Origin of the sequence: Hyalangium sp., assembly GCF_045802625.1 — a bacterium.
Classification (GTDB): domain Bacteria; phylum Myxococcota; class Myxococcia; order Myxococcales; family Myxococcaceae; genus Hyalangium.
Map to the genome: position 1 here is coordinate 1 of NZ_JBJMQP010000039.1, position 18,822 is coordinate 18,822.

The window sequence follows — 18,822 nt, forward strand, 5'->3', positions numbered from 1 at the left end:
CGCAGGTGGAGCAATACGTGACCAGCGGTCCTTCTCGGCCCATCATGGCACCGAGACAAGGCGTCCACCTGCCTGGGCAGTCCTGTTGCAGCAGGGCTGCCCGTCTCCCTTGCCTGCACCCGGGGACCCTGCCGCGATCTTCATGCCGCGCCAGTTTTCGTCCGACCCCGATTCTCACACCGCCAGGGTGGTAAACCCGCGCTTCCTCGCGCTCCCCGCGATCGGGATCCCGCGCATTCTGAGGATCGTTTCCAGGCAGGCCATGGGGGACGCGCTCACCGCAGCCACGCCGGTGGCCGTGCCTCGCTGGCAGCGGCGCAAGCGCGCCGCCCAGGCCCTTGAGGCTGCCCACACCGAGCGCGTGGAGTACCGAGGCCTGGACACGCGCGGGCGCCTCGTCCGCCGCGTTACCGAGCGCGTGGTGGTGCCTGAGGATCAGGGGCCCCTGGCCCAGGCCGTGGAGGTTTCCGAGCACCTCGCCGCCCAGGGCACCGCGCTCGAGGCCCTGCTTGCCACCGAGGAGCAGCAGGGGGCAATGCGCGCCCTGGCGGCACTCCCTGTGCGCGAGCGCGTGGCGGTGGCCGGGCCTCTCGGGCTGCTGCGCGAGGGCGTGCTGGGGGACAGGCTCCTCGCCCAGCACCTGCGCTGCTCCGCGGCGGAGGTGCTGCAACTGCGCGAGCGCGGGCTACAGCGCCTTCGCAGGGCACTGGGGGGCGAGTGCCCCTCATAACCACAGCGCGTGGGAGCCCCTGCGCGGCCTGTGGCGGCACCATTCGCCGGGGCGAGCAGGCCTGGTACACCTCCGAGGGTGGCGTGCGCCACCCCGAGGCCGCCTGCCGCGAGGCCCGAGCCGCTCGCCACCGCACCAACCGTCGAGCTGGCACGTGCGCCTGCGGCACTCATGTGCCAGCCGGCGCCGGACACCTGCTGCACCGGGGGAGCACCACGGGCACCAGGTGGGAGGTGCGCTGCATGGGGTGCGTCCCGTGAGCGGCCCTGCTTCACCACAGCCGACTTGCCCCGCCAAGCGGCGCGGGCACCGTCGATCTGCTCCTCGTTTCCCTTCCGAGGTCCCCTCCCACCGGCGCCCCGCTCTGGGCCGCATGGAGTTGTCCCATGAGGTTGCTGGCCCTGCTCTCCGCGGTGCTTCTCTCCTGCGGCTGCGAATCCTCCAAGCCTTCCACTCGTCCGGACTCCGGCACCCAACCACCCGTCCTCGTGGATGGCGGCGCCGCCGAGTCCATCACCTGCACGGCTGACAGCTCGTCGTACCGCCTTACCCATGCGGCGCACTTCTTCCTTGATGGCAGCGCCTCCACCACCTGCACTGTCGAACTTGGCCCCACCGTCCACAGCGGCTCTGCCTCCTACGCATGGGCGCGGACCGGGCAGCCCGGGGCGGTGTGCGAGGTTGCGGTAGAGGGCGGGTACTGGCGCTTCAGCGTGGCGCAGGACCACTCGGTGAGCATTGCCAGCTTCACCCCCGAGAAGGGCGCGCCGCGCCTCCCCGAGGCCCTGCTTGCCTGCACCCTGGCGGATCAGTCCACGAAGTAGCGCATGCCGTCGAGGCTGAAGCTGTCCCCGGCGGCAATGCTACTCACCGTCACGGTGCCCGTGGTGTTGAACTGCACGCGTACCAGCGCGCCGCCAGACGTCACGGCGGAGAACACCCGGGCATCATCGGCGGGCCGTGCCCCCGAGCTGCCTGGCAGGGTGAAGATGTTCGCCCCGGCCGCCGGCGCTGGCGTGGAGGCCACCGCCGCGCCCTTCCACACCACCTCGCCCAAGTCGCTCACCTGGAAGCGAACAGCCCCATACACCGCCAGGTTCGCGTCCGCCCACCCGTTCTGGTAGCTCACGTACTGCGTGCCGCCCCGTGCCACGCCCCGCAGCGCATCGACACTGTCTACGGTGAGGGTGCCAGCGTAGGGCGGGGTGGTGGCGGTGCTGGTGTGCCCCACGCTGATTTCGGCAAAGCGCGCCCCGGCCGGAATCACCACCCTTTGGGCGGCCCTCGTCCATGTGTTGGCCGCGCTGGCGACGAGCTGCACGCTGGCCGCACTGATCGCGTTGAGGCTCGCATCCAAATAGGTGAAGGCCAGCACACCGGCAACGGCACCGGCGGCGATGCTCTGCTTGTAGAAGCAGCTGAACACCCATGCCTCTCCCTCGCGCACGGTGAAGGCCTGCGCAGTAAGAAAGGCGGTGATGGAGGCTGAGGGGAAGAACAGGGCCGCCTTCCCCGAGAGCACATCCGTGGTGAGCTGCGCGTGAGTGCCCCAGGCCGCTCCGCTGCTGAGCCTCCACGCATCCGGCGGCGCGGCGGTGTCGCTCTGGCTCTCGAAGTCCCCGTTGAGAGGCAGCGCGCCCCAGGTAATGCGTGGCTGGAGCGCTCGGGGCTCCACGTACCGCGCCGTGAGTGTCACCTCGGAGCTTGGCAGCCCGCGGTTTCCCTTCGCATCCCTCGCCACCACCTTCGCGTAGTACGTAGTGCCGGGGCTCAAGTCCGTCACCACCACCTCGGTGAGCGCACCCACCACGCGGCGCGTGCTGTCGCTCGGGGTGAAGCCGCTGGAGGTGCTCACGTGCAGCTCGTAGGCGGCGGCCTTGGGGCCGGTGGTGGGCGGGCTGAAGCTGAGCCGGAAGCCGCCCGCGGTGGTGGCCGAGGAGAGGCCCGTGGGCGCGCTGGGCCCGGTGAAGGGCGAGGAGGGGGCGGTGGCGGGCCGCTGCTCCATGGCGAGCCACCGGCGCACGGAGGTGCTCGGCTTGCCCAGCAGCGTCAGCTTCGTGCTGGCCCCGCCCGCGTTGAAGGTGTGGGTGAGGGCGCGCACGGCCGCCGTCTGCGTGCTGGTGAAGTGGTACCCGTTGCCCTCCACGGCCACCAGGTCCCCCAGCTCCAGATCCGGGTGGAAGTCCACCTCCAGCTCGAGCCCCAGGGGAGTGTCCTTCAAATCCGCCTTCGCGGCATTGGCGAAGGTGGTGGCCTCGCTCGAGGTGTTGAGGTTGCTCGTGGCCGCCTCCGCCATGCGCATGAAGCGCCGGCCCACCGCTGCTATGGAGGTGGCATCCTCCACCAACACCGTCTTCCGCTTGGGGTTGCCCGCCACGTCCAGGTCCGCCGTGTCCGAGAACACCACCTCAATCGCGTTGCGCACGTCCTCGAGGCTCGTGCGCACCTGGCCCAACGCCTGGTACTCGTCCGCGGTGAATGTCCACACCGGCGCCGTGGCTGCCCTGTCCGGGCTCCAGAAGGTGAGCTGGAAGGCGCTGGTGCTGCTGTTCCACTTCCAGCGCACCTCCCAGCCGAGCTGCTGGGCCAGGGCGGAGAGCGCATCCATGAGGCTCTCGCCCTTCTGGATGAACTTGCCCAGGATCCACCCCGGGCTCACAGGCGTGTGAAGAATGGGGTGCGTGGCCGTGGCGAACCACCGCATGCCCCCGTCGTCCACCGAGGGGGAGCCTGCCAGTGTCGTCGGCCAAGAGGGTTCGGTGCTGCCGCTGCTTGCCGTGCTGCCGGAGAGCGCGTCTCCGAGGTACACGAGCCCCGTGCTCTGGCCGCCGTTCGGGCACACCGTGTCGCCATCATGGTAGGTGTGGTTCGGCAGCCAGCGCGCAACGCCAGGGGCATTGAGGGAAGGGTTGTCGAGGAGGATCGCACCCATCACGTACTCAGCGGGCGTGCCCGTGGCCGAGCCGTACTGCCGCTCCGTCTCGATGTAGCAATCCTGGAGCAGCCCTCCGCCGTAGTCGCGCCCCTCGAAGGTGAGGCCTTCCCCGCCCACGTCCACCGAATCAATCCGCCCCCGGAAGCTCTCCAGCCAGTCTCCCTCCTCGGGCTGCATGCCTAGCGGGCGCACCGCGGTTTCCACCACGAAGGTGCGCCCCTCGGCGAGCAGCGGCGCGTAGGCGCCGGACACGAGGTTGAGGGGGCTGCTGGCCACCAGGGGCGCCAGGGAGAAGCCGTTCACCTCGCGAGCGCAGCGCACCGTCGCCGTGGCCACGGGGGCCTCCACGCTTTCGCTCACCTCCACCTCCTGGAGGAAGTCGAGCGCCGGAGGCCCGAGGGCTGAGAGGTTCACCCACTGGGCGCCGTTCCACACGCGCACCCGGGCGGAAGAGGCGTGGCCTGGCTGGGCTGCGAGCGCGGCGGACTGCTGGGCGGTGAGGGCTCTCATGCCCCATGAGAAGGGGCGCTCAGCTCTCCTGGAGGGTGAAGTCCAGCACCTCCCCGAGGCCGAACGTGCCGCCACTCCAGAGCGGCACCCGTTTCGCCGCGCCAACCTGCCCGAGCACCTGTGCCGGGCCCCGTGGGAAGGCCGTGCCGGAGGCCGTCACGTAGGGCAGCGGCGCCCACGCGTGGGCCACCCGCCAGTTGTAGAGCGGCAGAATCCAGGCGTCCGGCACTGCGTAGGGCAGCGCCACCAGGTCATCAATCGCGTAGCCTGCTCCAGCAACCACCAGGCGCCCGCTTCCATCCACGGTGATGAGCCCTGCTGGATCGCTGGTTACGTTGTAGAAACCATCGAGCCACACCGCATCCACCACCCCCGCGCGTCGGCGTATGAGAATGTTCGTGTAGTCCCCGGTGTCGCCAAGCCAGTACATGATGGTGGAGTCGGCGCCGAGGCCGAGCTCCCACACGGTTGGCGTGCTGTCCTCAAAGAAGGCGCCCGACCCATGTACCCCCTCAGCATCAGACACGGAGCCACGCGAGGTGGGCAGCAGCCCTCGGGAGCTGAGCAGCAGCGTGCTCTCTGCGCCGCTGGCATCGTCGAAGCTCCAGGAGTGGCCCTCTCCCTCCACCAGAGCGCGGAGCAGCTCGGCGGAGGCTACAGAGAGTCCGGCAACGTCTCCCACGAAGTGGTGGTCCCGCTTCGTCGCCCGCACGGAGCTGCGCGGCTGTCCGGAGAAGCCGCGCGCCACGCTGCCCAGGCGCACTGGCTCCCAGTCCGCCGCGGACACGTCCAACTCCACCCCCTGCACATAGAGCACGCCGGCCACGGGCTACGCTCCCTCGGGCACGGCCCAGCGGCCTGCTCGCCCGCGTGAGCCCGTCAGCTTGTAGGCCACCTTGTCCACCAGCCTCTCGTACTGGGCCATGCTCTCGGCCGGGTTGGTGGTGTTGATGGTGGTGGTGAGGTGGAGCGTGGGCGCCGCCGCAGCGGCATAGGCGCCCGCGATGTTGCCGTAGTACCCGCCATTGCCCGCGATCCGCGGGCCTCCCGGCATGGGCGTGAAGCTGCTGCCTGGCACATATGGCGCTGCCGGTGGCTGCGTCGCAACGGGCACGGACACCCCACCGCTTCCCGTGAAGCCCGTCTGCGCGTCCTGGGCCTGAAACCGGCGCAGCGCCGTCTTGAAGGCGTTGGGCACGTTGGAGAGCTCCTCGTTGGCCCTGGCCAGCGCCTCGCGGTTGCGGACCGACTCCGCCGTCTGCGCGGCGGCGGCCTGAGCCTGATCCCACGTGAGGCCCGAGAGGCTCTGGAGCGCCGCCGTCATCCCATCCGTGGAGATGATGGCGCTATTCAACCCATCCGCCCATCCGCTCAGGAACCCCAACGGCTTCTTGCCGAGAATGGAGAGGTTGCCGATGGTGCGCAGCACGCTCTGAATGGCGCCCACCACCCCGTTCCACACCCCGGCCACCGCCTTCACCACGGTGAGGATGACGCGGGACACCAGCTTCAGAACGTCGAACAGGGCGTGCATGACGGGCCCGGCGAAAAGCTGCAGCGGGTTGATGATGAGCGTCATCACCGAGACGACCAGGGCGAGCACTGGGGCCAGGGCCTGGAACAGCTCACCCAGCACCACCAGCGGCGGCACCAGCGGCTGAATCATGGCGGAGATCGCCGAGAAGGCCGGCGCGAGCGCATCCAGCCCCGCCTTCACCAGCATGGACACCGCGCCGAGGAGAGGGATGAAGGGCTCGGCCAGCTTGCCCACGGTGTCCGCCACCATGCCTACGATCCCGTTGAGCACCTCTACGAGGTGCTGGAACTGGGTGCTCTGCATGAGCAGGTCCCCCACCACCGTGACGATGGCGGCCGCGGGGCCACCCTCAGCCGCCGCCTTGAGCCCATCCTGGATGAGGCTGCCGGCCTGCCCGAGGGAGCCGAGCAGCTTGTCGGTGAAGTCCCGCACGGCATTGGGGATGGCGCTGCGGGCCTTGTCCACCGCAACGTTCACATCCTGCGCGAGCGAATCATAGAGCCCGGCAAGAATGGTGGAGATCCGCTTGTCGCCAGCGGCGCGCTCCTCGTTTGCGGCGTCTGTCCTTGCCGCTCCGGGGACAGCGGCGAGCGGCTCGGCAAGCACCTGGCGTAGGGCCGCGCGCAGATCATCCGCCATCACCGCGCGTTGCCCACCATGCGCCATGCCGAACGCCTGTGCCTCGCGCTCCTTGGCGATGACGTCCTTGATCCTCGCTGTGTTGAGTTCCTCGCCGACTGTGAAGTCCACCTTCACCTTTACGTGGACGGTCTCGCCGCCCACCATGTCCGAGAGCTTCCCCTTCACCTGCTCCCAGGCACCTTTCGCCGCATCCCAGACGTCCCCGGCCAGCATCTTCGTGCCGTCGACTGCGTACTTCACGCTCTTGGAGATGCCCTGCCCAAGCCCCTTGGCGTAGGCCACGCCCATGTCGAGTGCGGCATTCACCGTGGCGCGAGAGGCGTACTTGTCCACCGCCGTCAGCGCCTCCTCCACCTTCTCCAGCATGGGCGCGGTGTTGATCCCCACCATGGAGAACAGGCCCGAGAGACTCTTCGCCTGCTCGCGCACCCACTGGAGCAGCGCCTTCTTGATGGCCTCGAACACGGCCCACAGGCCATCCCCGAACTCCCCCGCGAGTTGGAGCGCGCCCTTGAACATTTCGGACACCCCATCCACGAACGAGCTGCCCGCAGACACAACGCCCGCCGCCAACTCCTGGGTCGCCTTCACCACCACGCCCCAGGCCGCCAGCACGCTGGTACGAATGTGGCCGGCGTTGGTCTCCCACGCCTTGTAGAGAGCCCCCAGGGCCAGCACCACAGCCCCGGCCACCGCGATCCAGGGCAGGGCCGCCATCGCCACTGCACCCAGTGACGCCAGAAGTCCGGCGCTCGCCACCGTGGCAGCGGCCTCAGCGGCGGCTACAGCGCCGGCGCCCAGGCTCACTGACGAGAGGGCGCCTACCACCGCTGAGCCAGCACTCACCAGCATCCCGAGGACGGCGCTCAGCCCCGATACCAGCCCCGCAAGCCTCCCTACCACCGTGGCCACGAGGCCCACTACCGCCGCCACCTCGAGCGCCGTGGCCGCCGCTCGTTTATGTCCGGCCGACATGTGCTCGAAGACGTAGGTGACTTTGGCCACCACGCGCTGGAGCGCATCCAGCACCGGCAGCAGCATCCGGGCCACGTCTCCGGAGAGCCGTGCGAAGGTGGCCGAGAGCTTGTCCACATGCGCGCCCACCGCCTGGTTGCTCTTGGCGGCGGCGTACACCACACCGGCCATGCCCACGGCAATGGCTCTGCCAATCGCGCCGATGGGCTCGGCGGCGGCCTTCACCCGAGCGGCGGTCTTCTCCACCGTCTTCAGCACATCGGCCATCTGCTTCGTGAAGTCGCCGATAGCTGCGCTCACCGCCACGTATACGCTGCCGGCCTTGAGGGCTCCGCTCATGACTTCTTCTCCCTGGGCGCTGCGTGGAACACCGTGCGCCTGTGCACCACCGCGCCCGGCCCGGGTGCCTCACTCGGTGGGTTGGCTGTCTGCTTCGTCTGCTCGGCTTCCAGCTCGCAGTAGGCAGCCACCAGCGCAATCTCCTCCATGGGCCAGCGCGCCACGTGCGCGGGGCGCTTCCCCATGCGAATGGCGACGCCCACCGTCAACATCAGGAGGGCGTCGCCCCTCAGTTTCCCTTGGCCGCCTCCACCGCCGACTTCACCCCGAGGGCGGCGGCACAGGCCTCCGTGGCCTCGGTGAACCACGGCGCCTCGGAGAGCTCCTCGGGGGTGAAGAGCGCCGCCTTCTCGCCAGGCAGGAAGAGCATGGGCGCGAACATCCGCGCCGCCACCTCGAGTCCGGCCTCCTGCGTGGTCGGTTCTCCCTTCGCATCCACGAGCCCATCCTGGCGACACTGATCCAGGATGCGCTTGGTCGCCTTGGGCGGTGGACGCCGAATGAGGAGCGTGACTCCTCCGTCCTCACCCTCCACCTGCAGCTCGCCCATCTTCTTCCACTGCGCCTTCAGCAGGGACTGCTTCACGGCCTCGCGGTTCTCGCTCACGGGTTCCTCGGGTGCACGTTGGGGTAAGTGGCTCAGGTGCCCAGGACGATGGTGGGGGCGCCGTTCACCTTGAAGCTCGCGGTGCCGCTCACGTAGTTGCCCGCCTCGTAGGTGGTGGGCACGCTCTCGAACACCACCTCGTAGCGCCGGCTCTTCTCCTCACCGGAGGCCGCGGCCGCGTTGGTGATGATGGTGATGAACGCGGTGCCGCCCGCCGCGATCAGGGTCTGCGTGCTGGAGCCAAGCACCACCTTGAAATCGAGCGAGCCAGAGCCGCTGCGCCAGGTGGAGCCCACCTGCGTGTAGCCGGCGCTGTTGAGGTTCTTCCGCTCCTGGACATCGGCGGCCTCGGTGATGTCGACCTTGCTCGTCTCCTCCAACTGGTTGGAGGAGCTGAGGGTGGTGGCGCTGGCGGCGGTGATGTGGATTGGAACCAGATGGGCAATGACGGGGGCAGTCATGAGAGGCCTCGTGCAGTAGGTTGGCTACGTCGCAGGGAAGAAGCGGCGGAGAGCTTGGGCGAGCGTGGCCGCCACGGCCTTGCGTGCCCGGCCCTTGGCGCCCTTGAAGGCCGCTCGCATCCACCGGGGCCGCGGGTGCACCGTCTCCTCGCCCCAGTGGAAGCCCTCATGAATGGCGCCAGCTGCTGGGTGGCTGTACCCCGCCAGGAAGGTGGTCGAGAGCACCTCCATGTTGTAGAGGGGGCCCGCGAGGAACGCGGTGCTCGAGAGAGGTGGCTCGCCGTTGCCCGCGAGGTTGGGGCCTTGCGGCACCATGAAGGCCGCGAAGTCCAGCGTGCGGCGCGCCTCATCCCGGCACGGCATGTCCAGCGCCTGGAGCACCTTCTGTGACTGCGAGAGGAGGCGCCTCAGGTCGCGCAGGTCCACCTTCACGTCAACTCTGCCAGTGCCCATGCCACGCAGAAGGGGCGGCTCAGGTGTCTGGCGTCACCCCGCCGGCCGCCGCCGTAGCCCGGTACTCCATACGCACCGTGAAGCTGAACTGGTGGCGCCCTGAGGGGTCTGGCCCCAGGTAACTGGGTCCGCTGCCCGAGGGCACCACGCGCACGTAGCCCTCCACCGCCGGGTACCAACACGCCGCCCAGGCAGCCTGCGCCAGTGCCTGCGCGGCGGCGAAGGCGTGGCGCTCCCCGCGCACGCGCACCGTCACTTCCGGGGAGAGGCTCGTGCGGCCAGCGCCACCCAGGCGTGGCTCCGCATCCTCGGCCGCGCCGAAGTCCACCACGCTCACCAGCGCCTCGGGCCCACCGGCAGGTAGCGGCGCGGAGTAAAGGGTGGGCGGCGAGCTGCTCGTGCTGCCCACGCCAGCGGACTCAAGGGCCGCCAGGAGGTCTGCCGCTGCGTCTCTCAAGGCCATTGGCCGCTCTCCATCACAGTACCAACAGCACTTGCCGACGAATCTCGTCGTCGCCGGCCTGGTTCGGGTGCAGGTGGTCTCCCCAGTCCCATATGGGGTTCAGCGCGGCCGGGTCCTCTGGATCTGCCAGTGAGGTGTTCAGGTCCACAAAGCGCGCGGAGGGGTGCGCCAGCGCGTAGGAGCGGACGCATGCGTTGGTCGCGTCTAGCCTGCCTTGGAGCTCTGGCCCGTAGCCACCCGAGTTTCTCCGCGGTGGCACGGTCAGCACCACCAGTTCCTGGTGCGCCGCCAGCACTCCATCCGCGATGGCGGTGAGGTTCGCGCAGGTGATGGCTGGATCCACTCCGGCCGAGGCATCGTTCGTGCCGCCCAGCAACGTCACCACGGTGCAATCCTCACCGCTTACCTGGTTCAGGTAGCGCCCGAGCATGCCAGTGGTGGTGTCCCCGTTCTGGCCGGCGTTGACCCACTCATAGTGCGTGGCTGTGGTGAGTTGCTCAGGCCACGGAGAGTCCACCTGTGCGTGGCCGTACGTGAGGCTGTCCCCGAGGGCGCAGCCCTTCCGGAGATCTCGTCCGGCCGCCACCTTCCCGGGCGTTCTCCCTGGATAGGTGAGCATGGCCTGCGCGAACGCGGCGGAGGCGAACAGCAGCGAAACAAGCAGCACTCGTTGCATGTGGCGCTCAGTTCGTCGGGCAGGAGGTCGTGGTGCCCAAGGATCCGCCCACGTGCTCCCAGGCATAGGTCCCGCTGCTGCTGTCGTAGGCGCAGTAGCACACGCGCGAAGGGCCAGAGGCTGGCTGCACCACGAGTGTGGCGGCGCTGTCCGATCCACCTGGGCCGCACGTGGGTACGGACGTTACCGTGGGCAGTGTCACCCCGTAGTTGCTCACGAGGCGAACGAAAGAGCCGGGGGCTGAAATCTGCGCTGTGACGAGCGCATTTACGGCCACGTTCTCAGGGAGGATCGCCGCAGAGCCGTCCGAGTACACGGAGGTGGCGCAGCTCGGGTCAAAGCAGACCTTCGAGCCCAGCACGCTGGGCTTCACGCAGGCGTTGCCGGAGGTGGCCGTGCATGTGAGGCTCTTGAGGCGCACATCCTGGCCAAGCAGTGCGGCCAGCACATTCACAGCCCCTCCCGAGGCGATGGCCTGGGCATAGGCACGCGGGGAGTTGATGGTGGTGACGAGCAGCAGTGCGCCGAGCGCGCCGCAGAGCGTGGCCTTCATGTGGTTCCTCACAGCGTGCTGTCTCCATCAATGCGAACGGTGACGGTGGTGCCGCCCGACACCGTGAGCGAGTCCGCCGCGAAGAGCACTCGGCGGCCTTGTAGGTACCCCGTCCGCAGGTCCGGGAAGGCCTGGCAGCGGACTCCACTCGCCGTCACGCTCAGGTCCAGGTCCGGGTTGCGCATCCAAGACGCCGCATCCGGGTGGTACACCCAGGCGCGGAGGAGGCCGGCCCCGGAGAGCGTCTGCGCGCTGGCGGCGCACACGCTGACGAAGAAGCCTCGAACAGCGTACCCCGCAGTGTCCGTGAGACTCATTCCCTCGTTACTCGAGGTGGGTGCTGCGCGCGTGAGGGACTGCGTCTCGTAGAGGTAGCGCGGGGGAGTGGCGAGCGCTGCGCTCGCCACGAACAGCAATATGGCTGCTGGGTATCTCAGGACGGCCTCCTGGTGGTGTCCGTTGTGAGAAGCGGCGGCTCACAGGTGCACCTCGTAGTGATCGACCACAGCCGAGAGAAGAGTGGTGCGGGTGTGCACGGCCAGCGGCTTATGGCTGCCCGAGGTGTCATCAGCCTCAACGGGCACCTCCTCGCCTGGGAGCCACACCAGATCCCTTTCGGTCACCAGCGCCTCGGTGAAGAGCACGGCCTCTTCCACCACCTGGTTGCCGGTGGCGTCTCGTATAAGCCTGCGCGAGGGCTGCACTCGGCAGAATGCCGCCACAGCGATCCCCCACGTCTCAATGCCCCGCGCGTCCACGGACACGAAGGGCCGGTAGTGAAAGGTGGAGCGGAAGGTGGAGCGCCAGAGCGAGGGCATGGGCTACCTCCTCGGCTTGCGGTACGGGGCCGCCAGGGCCTGGGCGAGGGCGGGCAGCGCCGCTTGCAACTGGACCGTGTCCCATGTCATCGAGGCGTCCCCTGTGGACATGCCCGTCACCCGCCCGTCCTTTCCCATGCCCGCGCGCCAGGCCGTCACCACCTCGAGCGCCGCCTGCTCGAGCTCCGGAGGCATGTCGCTGGTGGAGTACGTGCCCAGCGCTACCTGCCCCGGCGTCACCCATCCCGCGGTGAAGGTGACGATGATTTCCCCCGTGTCGTAGGGCCGGTACGGCGTGGAGGAGATGCCACTCGTCCACTCCCCAGTGAATGGCCAGCAGTGCGTGCCTCGCGCCACGATGCGGCCTTTGCGTGCCCCGTCCCTGCCGTCCAGCGCGTAGGCGCTCGCCTCCACCATGCGCCCGCCAATGACGATGGAGCTGAGGCTCTGAATGGCGCCTGACTGAAGCCATAGGTACCGCCCGCCCTGGCCCACCACTGTCTCCTCTGCGCCCCCCCGCCGCTCCAGAGGGTAGCCCACGTACTGCGCGAGCGCGGAGCTCGCCGCGGTAATGAGGCCCGGCAGCGAGGCATCCGAGCTGGTCAGGCTCAGTCGCGCGGCTGCGGTAGCGACGGTCGTCATGTCCAACGCGGTGGGCATGGTGGGCTCCAATGACAGGGCCGGGGGCAGCCAGTGAGGCCACCTCCCGGCCTGGAGTGATGGTGTTGCTCAGGGTTAGACGGGGAGGCGCTCGAAGCCGCCAAGCGTCACCTGCGCGGCGCACAGCGCCTTGGGGGACGTCCCGCCGGTGAGCGCCACCACGGCCTTCACCCGGCCGTAGTAGTAGCCGGAGGCGAGCCCCATCAGGTTGATATCCACCTCGCCGCCCTTCTCGTCCGCCGTGAGGGTGACGGTGCTGCTGGCGACGTCCACAGGCGTGGTGAAGGCGGAGTCCGCCGACACCTGGAAGGAGTAGGCCACGCTGTAGCTGTCTGGCGCGCCGGTGGCCGTGCCGGTGAGGCCGGTGAGGACGCAACTCTTGGCGCCGTCGATGGAGAAGGCATCGCCGTAGAAGGTCCCTGCTGCCTTGGCCTCAGGAGTGAAGCCCTGGGTGGCCGAACTGGCGCCCACCGTCTTGAGGTAGGCGCCGACATTGGAGAGTGAGGGATGCATGGAGAGGACTCCTGGACTGCGAGGGAAGAGCCCAGGAGTGCACTCCCGGGCAGGGAACACCGGCAGCGCGCCAGGGCGCCGCAGGCTCAGGTGTAGGTCACCTCGCCGATGATGGCGACGGCCTTCGTGTGGCGCAGCTTGATGTCCACGTTCGTGATGCCGCGGATCAGCACGTTGTCCTTGGAGAACTCCTGGCTCGAGTCCATGTCCACCATGATGCCGCCCATCATCCCCAGGTACACCTGCGCCCAGAGGCCGAAGAAGATCGGATCCTTCGAGATGGTGTCCGCGCCACTGATCGAGTCGGTGACGAAGTAGGGGTAGCCGTTGAGCGTGCCCTGGTCGAGCTGCTGTCGGAACACCCACCCGGCCGTGTCGCGCAGGGACTTGAGCGCCATCAGCGTCTTGGAGGTGAAGATCCAGCCGGGGCGATTGCCCTGGAAGGGGATCTTCGACTCCCGCACCAGGCGCTCGGCCTTGTCCAGGTCCGCGATGACAGAGGTGAGGTTCGCCTGCTTGAAGGCCGCCGTCTGCGCGTTCTTGTAGCCGGCGGCCACCTGCTTGAGCACTCCGGTCGGATTGGCGCCAGTCCCATCGCCCACGAGGCCCTGCTTGTCAGCCTCGGCGCCCACCGCGCCCATCATGTCGCCCGTGAGGATCTCCGAACCGTTCCAGCTCGGATCTCGCATCATGTCGCCGGTGGCGCGCACGACTCCCATCAGCTTCTTGGGATCGAGGATGACGGAGCCCGTGTCAGGGGTCGGGATCGTCGGCTCGGTGCCGGGGAGGACGAACTGCGCGACCGCCGCGCTGTTGAGCTGGCCGATGTTGAACTTCCCGCTCACGTCCTGCGTCCGGACGCCGGCCGCCATCAGCACGGTGACGTCCCGGAGGACTTCGATGATCTCCTCGGAGAAATACTCGGGGATGAGGCTTCCACCCTGCGAGAAGACGGTGGGCGTGAAGACGGACTTGGCCATCTCCTGCCAGCTCTTCAGCGCCACCTCGTGCGCCTTCTTCAGGCCTGGGAGCGCCGCGCTCCCGGCCTGGTGCTTCTCGAGGATGGCGCTCTTGATGCCCAGGCCGAAGGCCCGCGCGAATGCCTTCTTGCGGTCCTCGGGCGTGATGGACTTGGAGGCGACGAACGACGGCGGGGCCGTGGGGACCTGGGGACGAGCGGCGAGCTCTTCCCCCACGCGCTTGGCGACCCAGGCATTGAGTTCCTTCACCTGCTCGGGAGTGAAGCCCTTGATGTTCATGGTGGTGCTGTTCCTTGAAGGGGGTACGGGAGGGAGAAGGGGCGGAGGCTGCCTACTTCCGGCCCTGGAGGACCGCGGTGAAGCTCTTCGCGGCGAGTTCCGCCTCGGAGGGAGGAGGTGGAGCGGGAGGCGCCGGCTCCTCCATCTCGGTCGTCTCCTCGTCGGTGAGGGCCTGGAGCGCGGCCACGATGGGAGCGAGCTTCTCATCCAGCAGCGCACTGACGGCATCCAGGTCCGCCTGCTCGAGCGCCTTGGATGGCGGAGGAGGCGGAGGGGTGGTGTCCTCGGGAGCGGGGGTAGGGGGCGTGTTGTTCTTCAAGCGGAGAGACTCCTGGTTGGCGGGGACGTTGGTGATGCTGACTTCCACGACTCGGACGGCCGTGTAGTCCAGGCCGCCCTCGGCGTTCGGCTCATAGCCGTCGATGACGAACTTGAAGGAGCAGCTCTTGAGGGTGCCCGCTGTGACCTTCGCTGCCACCTCTTTCGAGAGGTCGCCGATCAAGTCGAAGCTCGGCTCCATGAGCCACTCCTCGCCATCGCGGTAGACGCGCGCAGTGCCGATGGCAGGCTGACAGTCGTCGTGGTTCCAGAGCAGGACGTTGTTGGCGTTGTACTCCTCGACGGAGATTGAGGCTGGGCGGACGCGGTCCCTGTGCCTATCGAGCACGCCGTTGCTCAGGCGGAACACCGGTGGTCCGGAGGTGTCGCCGGCCGCCTTCTCTCGGAGGAAGCCAAGGGCCTTGACGGTGGTGACAGGTGCGGTGGGCATACGCATGGAAGAAGCGGCGGCGCACTACTCGGCTGCGGGGCCTCGCGGGGGCGGCGCGTTCTGGGGCTCGGAAACGGGCTGCCACGTCACCGGAACTGCGCCAGGGAGCGGTTTGAACACCTGCCCCTCGAACTGTGCGAGGGCCGGCAGGCCGCCAAGCTCCCGGGCCTCGTTCACCAGCACCCCTTCGTTGTAGGCGGAGGTCATCGCCTTGTGCTTGCGCTCCCAGCTCTGAGGCCGCGGATCGTCGTACTCGAGGATCGCGTCTTCATCCACGAGCGGCACGAGGTGGTGCTGGAGCTCTGCGCGGAGGAACTCCAGCCGCGGCACGACGCAGTACTCGGCCAGGGTGTACTTGGCCTCTTCGGACGTGGAGCGGTTCGAGGATGTGAGGTCGCCCATCAACTCCGGGCTCACGTTGTAGATCTGCCGGCAGAACTCGCGCAGGCTCTGATCCACCTCGACCATCTGGAGAGCCCGCAGGTCGATCTGGAGCTGCGCCATGCTCACGCCGTGAGGTACGAAGAACACGCGCCCGGCCTGCTCAGGCTTGCCGAAGCTCTCCTCGTAGCGTTTCTGCAGGTCCTCGACGGCCTCCTCTGCATCCTGACCCGCTACACCCTCAACACCGACCGTGGCCACTGGCGCACCCGAGCGCTCGAAGCTCGCCTTGATGGCCTTCTGGATGGCCTCGGAGCTATCCAGCTCATCCCCGGCCGCTCGCCCACGGCCCACCCCGCGCCCCTCGGGATTCTCCGGATCGAGGTGACGGAGCCACACAATGTCGGAGGCCGGCACCTGACCGCTGAAGAGGTTGTAGCTAACGGAGTAGTAGGGCTGGCCCTCAAGCGGCGTCGTCATCACCGCCTGAGGTGGGAGGACCTGGAAGCCGTTGACCCGGCCCGTCACGTCACGCGAGAGCCAGAGGAAGCTCTCGCCGGCGAGATCGAGGTGAATACAGAGGAGCTTGCGGTAGGCCCGGCCGCTGAACTTCGGGTGCGGGGCCTCCAGGATGCGCGCGACCTCATGGCCCCGGACTTCGACAAACCCGCCCTCCTGCACGGCAGACTTGAGGAGCTTGGCGCGCTCCTCGAAGGCTGCGGACTTGAGCGCCATCGCCAGCGCTCGGCCCTCGGTGCCCCGGTCTACGGGCTTGTAGACGTGCCAGCGCGGCGTGGCCACCGCGTCCGCCACCGTGGACACCACCGCCTGGAGGTACGCATGCTCTCTGAAGGCGGCAAGCACCTGGCGCTCGCCGCGGCGGGGTCCGAAGCTCGTGAGAGGAATCGCGGTGATGAGCGGGCGGCCCGCGCTACGGAGGCCGAGTGTTCGGAGGATGCGTGTCGCCAGCGATGCCATGCCCCGGAAAAGGGGCGGCTACTCGTCCTCATCCTGCTCTTCGACGGACTCCCCCTCGCCCTTGCTGCCCACCCCCCGCATGGCGCGCTTCGGGCACACGTACAGGAATATCGGCCATGCGAAGGCATCCGCCCTATCGTCTCTGCCGTGGCCACCCTCCTGGCCGGTGAAGGCGGCGAGTTGCTTCTCCAACTCGTGATGACGGCCAACCATGTGCACCTGGCCGGACTCACACAGGATGCTCACCGGCGATGCGCGGTCGGCCTTGGACTGCATGGCGCGCGTGCCCTTTACGCGAACCTTGGCGTCCTGAGCGCGCAGCACCGTTTTAACCATGCTCCCGGCGGTGTTCGTCTCCGCGTGCACCCAGCACTTTCGAGGTGGCGCTTCCTTCTGCCATTCCTTCCAGGCGTCGACGGCCTTCTTCGCCCAGGCGCTGGCCTCCGGGGCCTGGAGTGACAAGTCCGCCAGCACGTAGGTGTGGCAGAAGAAGTCCTCTTCCCAGCGGAACCCCAGGACTACGATGCCGTGCAGATCCGCGCCCTTCTTCTCCCCCGTGGCCGGGTCCACGCTCACGACGATGAAGTCAAACCGCGTGGTGATCTTCTGCCCGCGCAACCGGAGCGGAGCCCAGTCACCGTACTTCTCGGGACGCGGCGGCATCCTCGCGAAGCTCTTGATGCGCGTCCGGTCCCAGTTGACGCGTCGGTAGAGGTTGGCGTCGAGTGCGAAGAAGAGCTCGCCGCCGTACTCGCGCCGCCCCTCGGTGGTGTGGAGCCCGGCAAGCGCCTGGCGCAGGTACTGCGGCTCCAGGTTGCTCGCGTTGTCCAAGGTGGTGGAGCGAGCAAGCACCAGGCCGTGCCTGTCCTTGAGGATCTCCCTGAAGAGCTGGGTCGGAGCCGGGGTGGTGGTGATGCAGAGCCGTGCCGGCAGGCCGAGCTTGCGCATCCGCGGTGTCTCGATGCGCAGCACGCGCCGGCACTCCTTGTAGACCTCGAGCGGGTTCTTCTCCCACGCTACGATTTCGTCCGCCCAGCCGTAGGAGCAATTCTTGGAGCGGAACCCTGCGGCCTTATCGGCCGAGACGCAGAACCCTACCGCGCCATTGGGCCAGTGGAGCTCCTTCTTCGACACCTTGAACTCTGGATAGAACCAGGGAGGACTGAGGGAGAGGATGCCTGAGTCACCCTCGAGCATCGCCTGTCTGATCGTGGTCCACGTCGGGCCGGTTATCAGGATGCGCGCGTTGGGATCCTGCCGGGCCTCCTCGATGACTCCAACGCTGCCCGCGTATGTCTTACCCGCCCCGCGGCCTCCCAGAAGGAACCACGTCCGCCAGAAGGGGAAGAGCGCCTCACCGCCGGCAGCAATCAGCGCGGATGGGTTCTGCTGCGCTGGCCGCAGGTGGTAGCGCGGCTCGTACCGCCAGGTCAGCACCTCAGCCGGCGTCAACGACAGGCGCTTGATGAGGCCCGCCGTGTCTCCCCATTGTTCCTGCGCCCGTAGCGCCACCCGGTCGCTCAGGCTGTAGCGCCCGTGAGTGTCGCGGTGGATGATCGACAGGCCCTTGAGGAGATCCTCCTCGCCCACTCCAGCAGGCAGCGCCGCGGCGGCCATCACCCCTCCTCCGCCGCAGGAGGGGATGCCGGCTCATTCGCCTCAGGAGTGGCGACTGCTGCCTCGGCGAGGATCTTCTCCACGCGAACCTGGGTCGCGAGGAAGTGGGCCATCTTCTCCTCAAGCGCGGTGGCGGCCTCGGCAGGCGACTGGAGCTCGAAGGCCGGGCCGAGGCCCTGCCCCTGGCCGCTGGGCCCCTCCTTCGGGACGCGGAAAGTGGATCCCATCACCGAGAGCTTCCACGTCACCCACCGCGGGTTGGTGTGACGGTCGAGGACCGTGCGATCCCCGAGCTTGAGCATGAAGCTGGCGTGGTGCGCCCAGGCTTCCTGGCACGCCGACAGGAGCCGGGTGTAGATGCTCCGTTTCCTGGCCTTCACCTGCTGCTCTCCCCGCGCGAGCCAGGCCGAGAGAGCGTCCTCGGTGCAACCAGCGCGGGCCGCCGCGACGCGGAGGAACCCCGTCTCGGCCAGCGCCCGGGCGATGACCGCAATCATCTCCTCCTTCAACGTGGTGGCCGGACCGCGAGAGCCCTTCCACTCCCAGCCCTCCAGCGGGTTGGGAATCTCGGGCGCACCGGCCTCGTCCTCGGCCCCCTCGGGATCGAGCAGCTTCTTGGGCATCCCGCGGGGCCGAGCCATGTAGGACAGAAGTGGCGGGCACACGAAGCGCCCTGGCTGCCCCACAGAGCCACGGAACGGCACGCCCCGCTCGAGCCTGCGCCCCGGCCTCCGTGCGCCAGAAGCCCGGGGTAGCCACCCAGGCCCCAAAATTTCTGGGGGTCGTCCGACAGTTGCGAGCTGGGGTGCCTGGGGTAAGCGAGAGCGCGCGATTGGACGCGGCCAAGCAATCCAATTCTCAGCCCGCTGCCCGGTTTTTGAGGGTGGGGGTGTGCCCTCTCCCACCCCACCTCCCCTCTGCGCTTGCCCTGGGTGCCGCCGCTTCT

The 18,822-nt window shown here is 68.4% G+C and carries 21 protein-coding genes; 2 read left to right on the forward strand and 19 right to left on the reverse strand.

Going from position 1 to position 18,822, the window contains the following annotated elements:
- Nucleotides 1-262: 262 nt before the first annotated feature.
- Both ACJ8AT_RS06125 and ACJ8AT_RS06130 read left to right on the forward strand, forming a co-directional pair.
- On the forward strand, nt 263-730 hold the full coding sequence (locus ACJ8AT_RS06125; RefSeq protein WP_407736667.1) for a hypothetical protein: 468 nt from the start codon (nt 263-265) through the stop codon (nt 728-730).
- 386 nt (nt 731-1,116) lie between these two features.
- Nucleotides 1,117-1,554 carry a hypothetical protein gene (locus ACJ8AT_RS06130; protein WP_407736668.1) on the forward strand — a complete coding sequence of 146 codons (438 nt, stop codon included), beginning with the start codon at nt 1,117-1,119 and terminating at the stop codon, nt 1,552-1,554.
- Here ACJ8AT_RS06130 and ACJ8AT_RS06135 read toward each other — a convergent pair.
- The 19 genes from ACJ8AT_RS06135 to ACJ8AT_RS06225 all read right to left on the reverse strand — a co-directional run bounded on the left by ACJ8AT_RS06135 (nt 1,539) and on the right by ACJ8AT_RS06225 (nt 18,517).
- The gene (locus ACJ8AT_RS06135) at nt 1,539-4,175 is read right to left on the reverse strand and encodes a fibronectin type III domain-containing protein (protein ID WP_407736669.1); all 2,637 of its coding nucleotides are present in this window, start codon (nt 4,173-4,175) and stop codon (nt 1,539-1,541) included. The two genes, ACJ8AT_RS06130 and ACJ8AT_RS06135, sit on opposite strands and share 16 nt — an antisense overlap.
- Before the next feature lie 19 nt (nt 4,176-4,194).
- Nucleotides 4,195-5,001 (reverse strand): hypothetical protein, encoded by an 807-nt coding sequence (locus ACJ8AT_RS06140; protein ID WP_407736670.1) that lies wholly within the window; start codon nt 4,999-5,001, stop codon nt 4,195-4,197.
- A gap of 3 nt (nt 5,002-5,004) precedes the next feature.
- Complete coding sequence (locus ACJ8AT_RS06145; protein WP_407736671.1) at nt 5,005-7,668, reverse strand: hypothetical protein; 2,664 nt, start codon at nt 7,666-7,668, stop codon at nt 5,005-5,007.
- Complete coding sequence (locus tag ACJ8AT_RS06150) at nt 7,665-7,880, reverse strand: hypothetical protein (protein ID WP_407736672.1); 216 nt, start codon at nt 7,878-7,880, stop codon at nt 7,665-7,667. Before ACJ8AT_RS06150 ends, ACJ8AT_RS06145 begins: the two co-directional genes overlap by 4 nt.
- A 17-nt stretch (nt 7,881-7,897) precedes the next feature.
- Nucleotides 7,898-8,275, reverse strand: coding sequence for a hypothetical protein (locus tag ACJ8AT_RS06155; RefSeq protein ID WP_407736673.1), 378 nt, complete (start codon nt 8,273-8,275; stop codon nt 7,898-7,900).
- 32 nt (nt 8,276-8,307) lie between these two features.
- A complete protein-coding gene (locus tag ACJ8AT_RS06160) occupies nt 8,308-8,736 on the reverse strand; it encodes a hypothetical protein (protein WP_407736674.1) in 429 nt (142 codons plus the stop codon).
- Nucleotides 8,737-8,760: 24 nt separating this feature from the next.
- Entirely contained in the window at nt 8,761-9,189 is a 429-nt protein-coding gene (locus ACJ8AT_RS06165) for a hypothetical protein (protein WP_407736675.1), read from the reverse strand.
- 19 nt (nt 9,190-9,208) lie between these two features.
- Nucleotides 9,209-9,652, reverse strand: coding sequence for a hypothetical protein (locus ACJ8AT_RS06170; protein ID WP_407736676.1), 444 nt, complete (start codon nt 9,650-9,652; stop codon nt 9,209-9,211).
- A 13-nt stretch (nt 9,653-9,665) separates the two neighbouring features.
- Nucleotides 9,666-10,328: an SGNH/GDSL hydrolase family protein gene (locus ACJ8AT_RS06175; protein WP_407736677.1), complete on the reverse strand. Its 663-nt coding sequence runs from the start codon at nt 10,326-10,328 to the stop codon at nt 9,666-9,668.
- Nucleotides 10,329-10,335: 7 nt separating this feature from the next.
- Nucleotides 10,336-10,881 (reverse strand): hypothetical protein, encoded by a 546-nt coding sequence (locus tag ACJ8AT_RS06180; protein WP_407736678.1) that lies wholly within the window; start codon nt 10,879-10,881, stop codon nt 10,336-10,338.
- Nucleotides 10,882-10,889: 8 nt separating this feature from the next.
- A complete protein-coding gene (locus ACJ8AT_RS06185; RefSeq protein WP_407736679.1) occupies nt 10,890-11,198 on the reverse strand; it encodes a hypothetical protein in 309 nt (102 codons plus the stop codon).
- 159 nt (nt 11,199-11,357) lie between these two features.
- Nucleotides 11,358-11,699: a hypothetical protein gene (locus ACJ8AT_RS06190; RefSeq protein ID WP_407736680.1), complete on the reverse strand. Its 342-nt coding sequence runs from the start codon at nt 11,697-11,699 to the stop codon at nt 11,358-11,360.
- Between the two features lie 3 nt (nt 11,700-11,702).
- The gene (locus ACJ8AT_RS06195) at nt 11,703-12,359 is read right to left on the reverse strand and encodes a hypothetical protein (protein ID WP_407736681.1); all 657 of its coding nucleotides are present in this window, start codon (nt 12,357-12,359) and stop codon (nt 11,703-11,705) included.
- A 75-nt stretch (nt 12,360-12,434) separates the two neighbouring features.
- The gene (locus ACJ8AT_RS06200) at nt 12,435-12,872 is read right to left on the reverse strand and encodes a hypothetical protein (protein ID WP_407736682.1); all 438 of its coding nucleotides are present in this window, start codon (nt 12,870-12,872) and stop codon (nt 12,435-12,437) included.
- An 86-nt stretch (nt 12,873-12,958) separates the two neighbouring features.
- Complete coding sequence (locus ACJ8AT_RS06205) at nt 12,959-14,131, reverse strand: phage major capsid protein (RefSeq protein ID WP_407736683.1); 1,173 nt, start codon at nt 14,129-14,131, stop codon at nt 12,959-12,961.
- 52 nt (nt 14,132-14,183) lie between these two features.
- Entirely contained in the window at nt 14,184-14,900 is a 717-nt protein-coding gene (locus ACJ8AT_RS06210; protein WP_407736684.1) for an HK97 family phage prohead protease, read from the reverse strand.
- Between the two features lie 24 nt (nt 14,901-14,924).
- Nucleotides 14,925-16,145, reverse strand: coding sequence for a phage portal protein (locus tag ACJ8AT_RS06215; RefSeq protein WP_407736685.1), 1,221 nt, complete (start codon nt 16,143-16,145; stop codon nt 14,925-14,927).
- A 132-nt stretch (nt 16,146-16,277) separates the two neighbouring features.
- Complete coding sequence (locus tag ACJ8AT_RS06220) at nt 16,278-17,876, reverse strand: terminase large subunit domain-containing protein (protein ID WP_407736686.1); 1,599 nt, start codon at nt 17,874-17,876, stop codon at nt 16,278-16,280.
- Nucleotides 17,876-18,517 (reverse strand): hypothetical protein, encoded by a 642-nt coding sequence (locus ACJ8AT_RS06225; RefSeq protein ID WP_407736687.1) that lies wholly within the window; start codon nt 18,515-18,517, stop codon nt 17,876-17,878. The genes ACJ8AT_RS06220 and ACJ8AT_RS06225 overlap by 1 nt, the downstream gene beginning before the upstream one ends.
- Nucleotides 18,518-18,822: the final 305 nt, after the last annotated feature.

Bases quoted from the DNA above. Each gene is read 5' to 3' on its own strand.
- ACJ8AT_RS06195 (WP_407736681.1), bottom strand. From the start codon at position 12,359: ATGCCCACCGCGTTGGACATGACGACCGTCGCTACCGCAGCCGCGCGA.
- ACJ8AT_RS06220 (WP_407736686.1), bottom strand. From the start codon at position 17,876: ATGGCCGCCGCGGCGCTGCCTGCTGGAGTGGGCGAGGAGGATCTCCTC.
- ACJ8AT_RS06170 (WP_407736676.1), bottom strand. From the start codon at position 9,652: ATGGCCTTGAGAGACGCAGCGGCAGACCTCCTGGCGGCCCTTGAGTCC.
- ACJ8AT_RS06150 (WP_407736672.1), bottom strand. From the start codon at position 7,880: ATGTTGACGGTGGGCGTCGCCATTCGCATGGGGAAGCGCCCCGCGCAC.
- ACJ8AT_RS06180 (WP_407736678.1), bottom strand. From the start codon at position 10,881: ATGAAGGCCACGCTCTGCGGCGCGCTCGGCGCACTGCTGCTCGTCACC.
- ACJ8AT_RS06210 (WP_407736684.1), bottom strand. From the start codon at position 14,900: ATGCCCACCGCACCTGTCACCACCGTCAAGGCCCTTGGCTTCCTCCGA.
- ACJ8AT_RS06130 (WP_407736668.1), top strand. From the start codon at position 1,117: ATGAGGTTGCTGGCCCTGCTCTCCGCGGTGCTTCTCTCCTGCGGCTGC.
- ACJ8AT_RS06205 (WP_407736683.1), bottom strand. From the start codon at position 14,131: ATGAACATCAAGGGCTTCACTCCCGAGCAGGTGAAGGAACTCAATGCC.
- ACJ8AT_RS06225 (WP_407736687.1), bottom strand. From the start codon at position 18,517: ATGGCTCGGCCCCGCGGGATGCCCAAGAAGCTGCTCGATCCCGAGGGG.
- ACJ8AT_RS06165 (WP_407736675.1), bottom strand. From the start codon at position 9,189: ATGGGCACTGGCAGAGTTGACGTGAAGGTGGACCTGCGCGACCTGAGG.
- ACJ8AT_RS06185 (WP_407736679.1), bottom strand. From the start codon at position 11,198: ATGAGTCTCACGGACACTGCGGGGTACGCTGTTCGAGGCTTCTTCGTC.
- ACJ8AT_RS06125 (WP_407736667.1), top strand. From the start codon at position 263: ATGGGGGACGCGCTCACCGCAGCCACGCCGGTGGCCGTGCCTCGCTGG.
- ACJ8AT_RS06135 (WP_407736669.1), bottom strand. From the start codon at position 4,175: ATGAGAGCCCTCACCGCCCAGCAGTCCGCCGCGCTCGCAGCCCAGCCA.
- ACJ8AT_RS06200 (WP_407736682.1), bottom strand. From the start codon at position 12,872: ATGCATCCCTCACTCTCCAATGTCGGCGCCTACCTCAAGACGGTGGGC.
- ACJ8AT_RS06190 (WP_407736680.1), bottom strand. From the start codon at position 11,699: ATGCCCTCGCTCTGGCGCTCCACCTTCCGCTCCACCTTTCACTACCGG.
- ACJ8AT_RS06175 (WP_407736677.1), bottom strand. From the start codon at position 10,328: ATGCAACGAGTGCTGCTTGTTTCGCTGCTGTTCGCCTCCGCCGCGTTC.
- ACJ8AT_RS06160 (WP_407736674.1), bottom strand. From the start codon at position 8,736: ATGACTGCCCCCGTCATTGCCCATCTGGTTCCAATCCACATCACCGCC.
- ACJ8AT_RS06145 (WP_407736671.1), bottom strand. From the start codon at position 7,668: ATGAGCGGAGCCCTCAAGGCCGGCAGCGTATACGTGGCGGTGAGCGCA.